The following is an 11,591-nucleotide window of genomic DNA, read 5'->3' as shown; positions in this document are numbered from 1 at the left end:
GTTCCAACCCCTCCCGATCGGTTGCCTCCATTCGCCGTTTGAAGCCTCGCGCAGTTTGCGAGGCTTTTCGTCGTGGTTGCTGCGGCTTCAGCCGCCGGTCGGCGATGCGGCCGGCTCCGATTTCGGCTCGCGGCACTGCGTGGCGGCCGGATCATCCGGCGCCTCCGTAAACCTTCCCACACGAGGTGTCCTCCAGCGGCCGGTAGAGGGATCGGACGGCCGTGCGGGCGTTGACCGGCGGGGGCGGCATCCCCATTCTTAACCGCAGTCCAGCAAGCATTTCCGCCCGAGTTGCGAAGGGGAGCCGCGTGTCCGCCACGTCCTCGATCACAGACCCCGCCGCGCGCCTGCTCGGCATCGCCGCCACGGTGCAGCAGGGGGGGCGCATCACGGCCGAAGACGCCGCGGTGCTGTGGCTGCACGCGTCCGACGACGAGCTCAAGGGGCTGGCCCAGACGGTGCGCGCGCGCTACCACGCACCCGACCGCGCCACCTACATGGTGATGCGGATCATCAACTACACCAACGTGTGCGTGGCGCAGTGCGACTACTGCGCCTTCTACGTGCTTCCCAACCAGCCGGGGGGCTACGTCCTCACCCGCGAGGACGTGTTCGCCAAGATCGACGAGCTCCTCGCGGTCGGCGGCGACCTGGTCGGCTTCAACGGGGGATTCAACCCCAAGCTGCCGCTGCACTACTACGCCGACCTGTTCGCCGCCGTGCGCGAGCGCTACGGCGACCGGGTGGAGTTCTACGCGCTGACCATCGCCGAGTTCATGTACCTGGCCGACCGCGCGAACCTTTCCCACCGCGAGGCGGCGGAGCGGCTGCGCGACGCGGGGGTGCACTGGATCACCGGTGGCGGCAGCGAGATCCTGACCGAGGACTTCCGCCGGCGCCACGCCAAGTTCAAGTACACGGTGCGCGAGTACTTCGAGGCCCAGCGCGCCATCGTCGACGCCGGGATGCGGACGACGGCGACGATGGTGATCGGCTTCGACGAGACGCTGGAAGAGCGGCTGGAGCACCTGCAGCGCACCCGCGACTTCCAGGACGCCTGCCTGGCCGACGGCAACCCCGGCCTCTTCTCCTTCCTCTGCTGGACGTACAAGCCGTACGGCACGGATCTCGGAGGGCAGGAGATCTCGCCGCGCGAGTACTGGAGGCACATGGCGCTGTCCCGCATCTTCCTGGACAACGTCAGGCACTTCCGCACCTCGGTCCTCACCCAGAACGAGGAGGCGTTCCGCGCGCTGGAGTACGGCGCGGACGACTTCGACCTTCCCATCGAGGACGAGGTGACGCAGAAGGCCGGCGCGCGCGTGGACCTGGACCTCGACCGCCTCCTGGCCGTCCCCCGCGCGCTGGGCTACACCGTGGAGTACCGCCACGCCGAGCGCCCGCCCGCGCTGGCGGCCGCCTGAACCGCCCGATCCGCCACGTCTCCTTGAAGCTGAAGGACATCCTCCTGGACCTGTTCGGCTCCCCGCCGGAGCCGGACAGGCCCGCGCCCCCGCGCCCCGCGCCGGTCCCGCCGCGTGCCGCGCCGCCGCCACACCCGCCGCGCGAGCACGGCGAGGCGCGCGTCCTGGCCCTCCTGCGGAAGCACGGCGCGCCGTACGAGCGCGTGGTCTTCACCGACAACCGCCGGGTGATGATCTCCGTTGGGCGCGACCGGGGGACGATCCGCATGAACGCGGCGTTCGCGGACGCGGACGAGGCGGTGCTGGCCGCCGTGGCCCACCTCTACACCCGCACGGTGCGGGGGAAGAAGCGGGAGCAGGCGAAGGAGAGGGTGCAGCGCTTCATCGACGCCATCCCTCGCGCGGCCACGCCGCCGCGGAAGGCGCGGCGCCACGCGCACCCGGCCGACCGGCTGCACCTGGAGCGGCTGCAGGCCGAGTTCGACCGCGCCAACGTGCGCTGCTTCGGCGGGCGGCTGCCGCGCGTGCCCATCCACCTGTCGCGCAAGATGCGGCGGCGGAACGGGCACTTCTCGTCGCACCCCTTGGAGATCGTGATCTCGTGGCGCCTGTGCGTGCACGGCGAGGCCGGGCAGGCCGAGGAGACCATGCGCCACGAGATGATCCACCTCTGGCAGTACCTCGAGGGGGCCGCGGTGGACCACGGCCCGGCCTTCCGGCGGATGGCCCACCGGCTCGACGTGCACCCCCGCGCCACCCGCCCGGTGAAGTGGAAGCAGGGGTGATTTCCGGCTTAACATCCGCGGCGGGAAACGCGTCGGTGCATCCGAGGTCTCCGTGCACGCGCTCCCGGGGACGCCTGGCGAGCAGATTTGCATCCGCCGCCCCGCGGACACTGGAAGTTTGTTGAGCGGGCGCATATACTCCACGCCGTGCTACCCGTGCGGTAGCACCGGCGCGGAAGTTGCGGCTCGCGGAATACTTGCATTTCCGCCATGATCCTGCCACCGTGTCGCAACTCGGCCGTCTCGTTCGTTATAACTCCGTTAGCCGTGAGCACCCGCACCGCAGCGCCGACCTCCGCGGCTGATCCACGCAGGAGCGCGCCGGGACGAACGCTCGTTCGAACAAAAGCGGGGAGCCGCCGGTTTGTCGCGTAAACGCATGTTGCCAAAACTGTTAGCGTTCGATTACCTTGGTTCGCTGCCCGTTTCGGGGTTCGTTGGCACGGCGGCCCGATCCGCAGCGACCTGAACATCTGTTCCCTCCCGGAGCGGGGACGACCCCGCTCCGGGCCATTGCCGGTCCACATCTGCAGGAGGTGCCTACCTTGTGTCCGACCCGGCTTTCCGGCGCGACAGCCGCCGGAAGGCAGTGGAACTTCGACCGTGCTGAGGAGAGACCATGAAAAGGCTCCGGTTGTTGGTGGCCGCCCTCGCGGCGGCAGTCGTACCCACCATCGCGGCCGCGCAGACCGGTACGATCACCGGCCGCGTGACCAATGCGCAGAATGCGCAGCCGATCGCAAGCGCGACGGTGACCGTGATGGGCACATCGCTGCGCGGTGTGACGAACGAGAACGGGCAGTACCGCATTCCCGGCGTGCCTGCGGGCACGCACCAGGTCACGGCTTCGCGTCTGGGCTTCTCGACGCGGACCGTGAGCGCCACCGTGGCCGCCGGCGGCACCGCCACGGCCGACCTCACGCTCTCGACCTCGGCCATCCAGCTGGGCGGCCTGGTGGCCACGGCCACGGGGAACGAGCAGCGCACCCGTGAGCTGGGCAACTCGGTGTCCACCCTTCGCGCCGACAGCGTGAACATGGCCGCCGTGACCAACGTGACCCAGCTGATCCAGGGCCGCGCCGCCGGCGTGGCCGTGCTGCAGAGCTCGGGGACCACGGGCACCGGCGCCCGCATCCGCATCCGCGGCAACAACTCGATCTCGCTCTCGAACGACCCGATCATCTTCATCGACGGCGTGCGCGTGAACAACAACACGTCGTCGTCGCAGATCGACCTGGCCGGGCAGGACTTCTCGCGGCTCAACGACCTGAACCCCGAGGAGATCGAGAACATCGAGGTGCTGAAGGGGCCCGCCGCGTCGGCGCTGTACGGCACCGCGGCCGCCAACGGCGTGATCCAGATCACCACCAAGCGCGGCCGCGCCGGCCGCACCCGGTGGAACGCCTGGAGCGAGCTCGGCTCGATCACCGAGCCGAACGCGTACCCGGCCAACTACCGCATGCGCAACGCGGCCAACACCGGCAACTGCCGGCCCTTCCAGGCCGACCTGGGGCTGTGCGTGACCGGCGAGCTGCAGTCGTACAACCCGCTCGAGGACAACTCGCCCTTCCGTGACGGCAGCCAGCGCACGGTCGGCCTGTCGGTGGGCGGCGGCACGCAGGACATCCAGTACTTCGTGTCGGGCGAGAGCCAGCGCGAGAACGGCATCTACCAGAACAACGAGCTGAAGCAGGTCAACCTGCGCGGCAACCTGACCGCCCAGGTGAGCCGCAAGCTCAACCTGTCGCTGCGGACCGGCTACGTGAGCAATCACGCCCAGCTGCCGTACAACGACAACGCGGTGGAGGGCTTCATCGGCGGCGGCATCCTGGGCCAGGCCTGCGCGGTCTGCACCCCGACCGACCTCCGCGGCGGCTACTTCTCGTATCCGAAGGACCTGCGCTACGCGTTCGACAACTCGCAGCGCGTGGAGCGCTTCACGGGCTCGCTGAACGCGCGCTTCTCGCCGCTGTCGTGGCTGACGTTCAACGGCGTGGCGGGGATGGACGTGCTGAACCGCACCGAGTTCCAGGACCTGGCGCCGAACGTCTTCCAGCCGGCCAACGGCGTGGCGGACTACGTGATCGGGTACCGCTTCGTGCTGCCGGCGCTCATCCGCAACTTCACGGCGAACGCCAGCGGTACGGCCACCTTCGACCTGGCGCCCTCGCTGGCGTCGACCACCACGGCCGGCTTCTCGTTCTACCGCGACGTGGGCAGCGCCTGGAACGCCGGCGGCTACAACCTGCTGGCGGGCACCAACTCGCTGAACGCCATCTCCGAGCGCTTCTCGATCGGCGAGAGCAACTCCGACGTGAAGACGGTGGGTCTGCTGGCGTCGCAGCAGTTCGCCTGGCGCGACAAGCTGTACCTGACGGGCTCGATCCGCGGCGACCGCAACAGCGCGTTCGGCCAGGACCTGGGCTTCATCTACTACCCCTCGCTCTCGGCGTCGTGGGTGGTGGCCGAGGAGCCGTGGTTCCCGCAGACCAACGTGCTGAGCACGCTGCGCCTGCGCGCGGCGTACGGGCAGTCGGGGCTGACCCCCGGCTTCCGCACCGCCAAGGCGTTCTTCAGCCCGGTGACGGGCACCATCCGCAGCGGCGCCACCGAGGCCAGCGTGCCGGCCATCACGGTGGGCGGCGCCGGCAACGCGGACCTGCGGCCGGAGCGGTCGCGCGAGGTGGAGCTCGGGTTCGACGCGGGCTTCTTCAACGACCGCGTGGGCTTCGAGGTGACGCACTACGACAAGGTGTCGCGTGACGCGCTGGTCAGCCGCCGCCTGGCTTCGTCGCTGGGCAGCAGCCAGACGCAGACCGTGAACCTGGGCCGCGTGTCGAACAAGGGGTGGGAGGCGCTGGTCAACGCGCACCTGCTCGAGACGCGTCCGCTGCGCTGGGACGCCACCATCACCTACTCGACCAACCGCAACCGGCTGATCGAGCTGGGCGAGGGCGTGGACCCGATCATCTTCGGCATCGGCGGCGACTCGCAGCGCCACGAGGAGGGCTTCCCGCTCGGCGCGTACTTCGGCATCCCCTACTCCTTCTCCGACGCCAACAACGACGGCATCATCGGGGTGGACGAGGTGGTGCCCGAGGACGAGCCGGTGTTCCAGGGGACGCCGTTCCCGACCCGCGAGTCGAGCCTGAACACCACGCTGACCTTCTTCGACGTGCTGCGCGTGTCGGCCCTGGTGGACCACAAGGGCGGCTACAAGCTGTTCAACAGCACCGAGGAGTTCCGCTGCGGCGTGTTCCTGAACTGCCAGGCCATCAACGACCCGTCCGCTCCGCTGGCCGACCAGGCCCGCGCGGTGGCCGACGCGGCCTACGGCGTGTACACCGGCTACATCGAGGACGCCAGCTTCACCAAGCTGCGCGAGGTCTCGGTCACGCTGATGGCGCCCCGGTCGATGTACTCGCGCTTCGGGCTGGGCAACCTCAGCCTGACGCTGTCGGGCCGGAACCTGAAGACCTGGACCGACTACACCGGCCTGGATCCGGAGCTGAACAGCGGTGGCCAGTCGAACTTCAGCACGTTCGACTTCCTGGGGCAGCCGCCGGTCCGCTACTGGACGGCCCGTATCGACCTGGGCTTCTAATCTCCCAAGGAGTATTCACGAGATGAGGCATACCGACACCAACCTGGGGAGGGGCCGCAAGCGGCCCTTCCCGCTGCGGGTGGCCGCGCTGGGGCTTCTGCTCCCGCTGGGCGCCTGCTCGGTGGACAAGCTGCTGGAGGTTGACGACCCGGACGTGGCCACGCCGGGCTCGGTGCAGGACTCGACCGCGTCGCCGGTGGTGTACGCGGGCGCCGTGGGCGACTTCGCGCTGGCCTACAGCGGCACCGGCAGCACGGGCGGCGGCGGCAGCAACGAGAGCCAGATCCTGCTCTCGGGGCTGCTGACCGACGAGTTCCGCAGCCACGACACGTTCGACACGCGCGTGGAGATCGACCAGCGCGCCATCGTGACGGCCGGGGCCAACGGGACCACGTCCAACGGCCAGCTCGACGACGTGGAGCGCAACCTGCACCGCGCGCGCCGCTCGGCCGAGACCGGCGTGGAGCTGTTCGCGAGCTCGGGGAAGGCGACCGACCGCCGCCGCGCGGAGCTGTTCGCGCTGGCCGGCTACACGTACATCTTCTTCGCCGAGAACTACTGCTCGGGGGTTGCGTTCAGCAGCTTCCCGGTGGGCGGCGGGGCGCCGATCTTCGGCACGCCGCAGACCACGCAGCAGATCCTGACCACCGCGATCGAGCGCTTCGACTCGGCGCTTGCCATCGCGCCGGCGGCTTCGATCGAGCAGCGCCTGGCGCTGGTGGGCAAGGCTCGCGCGCAGCTGAACCTGAACGACCGCGCGGCGGCGGCGGCCACGGTGGCCGCGGTGCCCACGACGTTCAGCTACCTGGTCTTCCACTCGTCCAACACGACGCGCCAGGAGAACGGGGTGTACAACTACACCATCGACTCGGGCCGTTACGGCGTGGCGAACCTGGAGGGCGGGAACGGGCTGCCGTTCATCACGGAGGGCGAGACGGACGGCGCCATCCACGATCCGCGCATCCCGAACAACAACACGCGCCCGGGCTTCGACCCGAGCATCCCGGATCCGTTCTACTCGCAGCTGAAGTATCCGTCGCGTGATTCGGACGTGCCGCTGGCCAACGGCATCGAGGCCCGGCTGATCGAGGCCGAGGCCGCGCTGAACGGCGGCGCCAGCAACACCTACCTCACGGCCCTGAACACGCTGCGCGCCAGCGTGGGCCTTGCGGCTCTGGCCGACCCGGGCACCGCTGCCGGCCGGGTGAACCAGTTCTTCAAGGAGCGTGAGTACTGGCTGTGGCTGACCTCGCACCGCCTGGGCGACCTGCGGCGCCTGATCCGCTACTACGGGCGCACGGAGGACGGCGTGTTCCCCACGGGTGCGTACTTCCGTGGCGGCAACTACGGTGACGACGTGAACCTGCCGATCTACGTGGACGAGGGGAACAACCCCAACTTCACGGGCTGCATCAACCGCAACGCGTAAGCGCGGCGGAGGCATGACGTCGAAGGGGCAGGCACCGGTTTCCGGTGCCTGCCCCTTCGGCGTTTTACGCATCCCGTCGGCTCTGCATGCTGTCGTGCGGCGTCGGCTTTCCTGGCCTCACGCGGAGACGCGGAGACGCGGAGATGCGGCGGCGTCGGCCTGCGGCGCGAATCCCCGTCGTCGGTTCGCGTCGAGAGGGAGGACGAGACGGTCTCATACGAAGTCCGGGAATCTGCTTAATGCACCGGACCGATCCCGCGCTGACGTCATCCTGAGGCCGGCCAGACCGCAATCAGCGTCTACGCAAGCGTTTGCAGGCCGAAGGATCTATCATCGCGTCAGCACGAGATCCGGTCAGACGCACCAATGCTTCACCCGGACTGGGTATCATCCCCGATTCCACGTGTTGATCGTGCATTCCCAGGATGTCCAAAGCATGAATCACACGGAGGAAACGGAGGGAGCGGAGGACTGACCTGAGTTCCTCCGTTCCCTCCGCTTCCTCCGTGTGAAATAAGGATCGCCCGAAATCGGGACGAAACAGCGGGGCCGGCGGAGAGGGTTCGCTCCGCCGGCCCCGCGCTGCGTGTGCCGCCGCGCCGCTCAGTTGGTGTGGTCGACGTCGGTGCGGGTGAGGATGACGATGGCGCCGCCGCCGGCCCCGGAGCCGTGCTTGAGCGTGCCCTCCAGCCCGTTCAGGAACTCGATCGAGGCGATCTGCCGCGCCGGGAGCGCGCGGAGGACGTCGTAGTCCAGCAGGCGCGCGCCGTCGAGGAGCACGATGGGCGAGTCGTCGAGCAGGATGGTCATGTTGCCGCGCGTGGGGCGGATGCGCTCGGGGTTGCCGCCGTACCCCTCTTCCAGCCGCACGCCGCCCAGGCGGCGCAGCACCTCCCACGCGTTGCGCGCGCCCGACTCCTTGATGGCCTCGGCGCTCAGGTAGCGCGCCGAGCTGTGCGCGGGCTCGTGCGTGGCGCCCGTGTTCGAAGGGCGCGAGGTGGCGCACGCCGCGGCCAGGAGCACCGCCAGCGAAAGGGTGGTGATGCGGACGGGGCGTCGGGTCATGGCGACCTCCGGGCCGAAGTGCGGGTGCGCGCGGGTCGGGGCCCGCACGGCGTGGAGCCGGGGTGGAGGCGCGGAGGAGCGTGCGGGGCTGCTCCCCGGCATGCGTATGGATGAAGCTGCATCTTCCAAGCCGCAAGAGTGCCCGCGCGGCCCGCGCTGCTCCATGTGGGTAGGACGCTTTTGCCTGCCATCTTCTGACACCCGCGGCGGGGTGGCGGGCGCGCCGGGGTGTCTTAACGGATGGGCCCGCCCGCGCCTCTCTCCGCCGGCACCCGCACTTCGTCGCGCGGCATTGCGGGACGGGGCTGAAGGCGACGATCTTTTCACCGCATGACCGTGCGGCGGCGCGGACGTGCCCACCCCGTGACGGCGCCGCCACCCAACCCGGAGAATGGATGTGATGAACCGAGCTTTGCCCGCAGTGATGGTCCTGCTGACCCTTGCCGCCTGCGCCACCGCGACCGGCGGCACCAGCCAGGCGCCGCAGAAGAACACCACGCTGATCACGGTGCCGGTGAGCAACGGCTCGCAGGTGGGAAGCGTGAACTACTCGGTCAGCTCGATCGACGCGAACGCGCCGGTGGTCAGCACGCTGGCGGCGGGGCGCGAGGTGGTGTACGCGGTGCTCGACTCGGCGTATGCCGCGCTGGGGATCGAGGTGGCCATGCGCGACCCGGCCAGCTGGTCGCTGGGCAACCGCAACCTGCAGATCAGCCGGCGGCTGAACGGCAAGCCGCTGTCGACCTACTTCAACTGCGGCAACTCGGCGATGGGCGCGTCGGTCAGCGACTCGTACCGGCTGCAGATCTCGGTGATCAGCTCGGTGGCGGCGCAGGGGACGGGGAGCCGGCTGGAGACCACGGCGCAGGCCGCGGCCCGCGCGCAGGGCCCGTCGAGCCCGCCGGTGGCCTGCACGTCGACGGGCGAGCTGGAGAAGGCGATCGGGAACCACGTGGCGCTGTCGGTGGGCGGCTGATGTCCGCCGCCCTTCCTCGATACCTCCCGACGCGAGGGAGAAGGTGATGAGACGAGCCTGGACCGGGGCGGCCGCCGTGCTGCTGGCGGGGTGCGCCAGCGCGGGCGCGGGAACGCCGCCGCAGCGCACCACCGGCGTGGTGGAGGTGGCGGCCGCGGGCCGCCAGGCATCGCGGCAGACGCTGGAGATGAACACGTATACCACCACCGTGGCCGCCGCGCGGACGCTGGCGGCGGCCCCGGAGGCGGTGTGGGCGGCGCTCGACAGCGTCTACGCGTCGGTCGGCATTCCGGTGGTGATGCGCGACCCGCGGAACTGGACGCTGGGGAACCGCAACTTCGAGATCAGCCGCCGGCTGGGCGGCGCCCAGCTCTCGCGCTACTTCACTTGTGGGAGCACGGCGATGGGGACGGAGGCGGCCGACTCGTACCGCATGCAGCTGGCGGTGTGGAGCACCGTGCGGCAGGAGGGAAGCGGGAGCCGGCTGGAGACCACCGCGACCGCCATGGCGCGCCAGCAGGGCACCTCCGGCGCGCCGCTGAACTGCGCCTCCACGGGCGAGTTGGAGAAGGCGATCGCGAACCGCGTCTCCGTCGCGGTCGGCGGCTGACGCAGTTCCATCGCCCGTTCCGAGATCCGAAAATTGGGTCTCACAGAGGACACGGAGATCACAGAGGCACGGAGGACCGCGATTGGTTCTCCGTGCCTCTGCGTGTCCTCTGTGAGAAAATCAAGATCGCCGATTGCCAGGCGATACCGGTACCGCGATTACCGCGAGCGTGGGCGGGCGAGACGCTGCAGGAGGGCGGGAACCTCGTCCGGCAGCTCGCGGGCGAGGAAGCCGAGCGGGCCCACGCGCCGGGCCAGCGCGTTCCCCGCCTCGCCGTGGAGGGCGACGCCCCACGCCGCGGCGCGCAGCGGATCGGCGCCGCGCGCCAGCAGCCCGGCGACGAGGCCCGCCAGCACGTCTCCCGATCCCGACGTCGCCAGGCCGACTTGTCCTCCGGTGTAGCGGAAGGCGCGGCCGTCCGGCGCGGCGACGTACGTGTCGGGCCCCTTGAGCGCGACCACCGCGCCCAGCTCCCGCGCGGCGGAGAGGGCGACGGCGAGCGGGTCCCGCTCCACCTCCGCGCGCTCGATCCCCAGCACGCCCGCCATCTCGCCCGCGTGCGGGGTGACGACGGCGCGGCCGCCCAGCCGGTGCAGCGCATCGCGCTTCGCGGCCAGGCAGGGGAGGCATCCCGCATCCAGCACCACCGCGGGGCCGTCGATCTCCGCCAGCACGGCGCGGGCGAGGGCGGTGGCCTCGTCTTCCTCCACCATCCCGGGACCCAGCAGGAGCGCGCCGACCTCTCCCGCCAGGCGCACCACCTCGCCCGCGGCCTCCGCGGAGATGCCGCCCGCCTTCGTGCGCGGGAGGGAGAAGACGCGCGCCTCGGGGATGGCGACGGCGAGGGGGATCGCGGCCTCCTCCGCGGTGGCCAGGCGGAGCTTGCCGGCGCCGGCGCGGAGGGCGGAGCTCCCCGCGAGGAGGAGCGCGCCCGGCGTCTCCCGTCCCCCGCCTACGATGAGCACGCGGCCGCGCTCCTCCTTGCTGCCGTCCGCGTCCGGCTGGGGGAGCGGGAGGGCGCGCAGCCGCGCGGGGGTGAGGGCGGGCGCGCGCGTCACTTGGCCCCGGCGGGGACGTCGCGCCGGGTGGTGACCGGGGCGCCGGCCTCGACCAGCGGCGCCACGAAGTTGAACGCGCGCAGCTCCATCTTCCCCCTTCGCCCGGCGCGCGGGTTGAACTCGTAGCGGGTGACGCCGCAGTTGGCCACGTCGTGCGCGCGCTCGATCTCCAGCACCTCTTCCTCGCTCATGCACTCCAGCAGGTAGCGCAGGCAGAGGACGACCACCTCGTGGCAGACGATCAGCACGCGCTCGCGCGAGTAGTGCAGGTTGATGGTGTCGAGCGCGCTGCGCAGGCGCAGGATGACGTCGGCCCAGCTCTCGCCGCCCGGCGGCCGATGGTAGAATTTTCCCATCTTGGCGCGGTGGGCGGCTTCCTCCGGATATTTCTCGCGAATGCCGAGCGTTGTCAGCCCGTCGAAGACTCCGAACTCACGTTCGCGCAGCCGCTCGTCGATGATCGACTTGGCCTTGTCGCCGGCAAGGGCGCCGGTATCGCAGATGGCGGTCGCGGTCTGGCGCGCGCGAAGATAGGGCGAGGAAAGGATGATCTCGGGCCGCTCGTCATGCGGCAGCCCGGCAAACCACTGGCCGGCGGCGATTGCCTGCCGCTCGCCGAGCGTCGACAGAGGCACATCGA

Annotated in this window: 9 protein-coding genes; 6 read left to right on the top strand and 3 right to left on the bottom strand. The window is 70.3% G+C overall.

Going from position 1 to position 11,591, the window contains the following annotated elements:
- The first annotated feature begins 308 nt into the window (after window positions 1-308).
- From VF092_08990 to VF092_08975, 4 genes are all read left to right on the top strand, one after another.
- Window positions 309-1,424 (top strand): radical SAM protein, encoded by a 1,116-nt coding sequence (locus VF092_08990; GenBank protein ID HEX6747407.1) that lies wholly within the window; start codon window positions 309-311, stop codon window positions 1,422-1,424.
- 23 nt (window positions 1,425-1,447) lie between these two features.
- A complete protein-coding gene (locus tag VF092_08985; GenBank protein HEX6747406.1) occupies window positions 1,448-2,209 on the top strand; it encodes a SprT-like domain-containing protein in 762 nt (253 codons plus the stop codon).
- A gap of 619 nt (window positions 2,210-2,828) precedes the next feature.
- Window positions 2,829-5,813, top strand: a complete 2,985-nt coding sequence (locus VF092_08980) for a SusC/RagA family TonB-linked outer membrane protein (protein ID HEX6747405.1) — start codon at window positions 2,829-2,831, stop codon at window positions 5,811-5,813.
- A 22-nt stretch (window positions 5,814-5,835) separates the two neighbouring features.
- Window positions 5,836-7,242 (top strand): hypothetical protein, encoded by a 1,407-nt coding sequence (locus tag VF092_08975; protein HEX6747404.1) that lies wholly within the window; start codon window positions 5,836-5,838, stop codon window positions 7,240-7,242.
- 603 nt (window positions 7,243-7,845) lie between these two features.
- Here VF092_08975 and VF092_08970 read toward each other — a convergent pair.
- A complete protein-coding gene (locus VF092_08970; GenBank protein ID HEX6747403.1) occupies window positions 7,846-8,307 on the bottom strand; it encodes a Plug domain-containing protein in 462 nt (153 codons plus the stop codon).
- A gap of 400 nt (window positions 8,308-8,707) precedes the next feature.
- On the opposite strand from VF092_08970, the gene VF092_08965 reads away from it, so the two are divergent.
- Both VF092_08965 and VF092_08960 read left to right on the top strand, forming a co-directional pair.
- Window positions 8,708-9,283, top strand: coding sequence for a hypothetical protein (locus VF092_08965; protein HEX6747402.1), 576 nt, complete (start codon window positions 8,708-8,710; stop codon window positions 9,281-9,283).
- Between the two features lie 46 nt (window positions 9,284-9,329).
- Window positions 9,330-9,893: a hypothetical protein gene (locus tag VF092_08960; protein ID HEX6747401.1), complete on the top strand. Its 564-nt coding sequence runs from the start codon at window positions 9,330-9,332 to the stop codon at window positions 9,891-9,893.
- Window positions 9,894-10,051: 158 nt separating this feature from the next.
- Here VF092_08960 and VF092_08955 read toward each other — a convergent pair whose 3' ends face one another.
- On the bottom strand, window positions 10,052-10,951 hold the full coding sequence (locus tag VF092_08955; protein HEX6747400.1) for an NAD(P)H-hydrate dehydratase: 900 nt from the start codon (window positions 10,949-10,951) through the stop codon (window positions 10,052-10,054).
- A partial coding sequence (locus VF092_08950) for a histidine phosphatase family protein (protein ID HEX6747399.1) occupies window positions 10,948-11,591 on the bottom strand: 644 nt, incomplete at its 5' end. The genes VF092_08955 and VF092_08950, both read right to left, overlap by 4 nt.

The organism is Longimicrobium sp. (assembly GCA_036377595.1).
In the GTDB taxonomy this organism is placed as follows: Bacteria; Gemmatimonadota; Gemmatimonadetes; order Longimicrobiales; family Longimicrobiaceae; genus Longimicrobium.
This window is presented reverse-complemented; position numbering and strand designations above follow the sequence as displayed.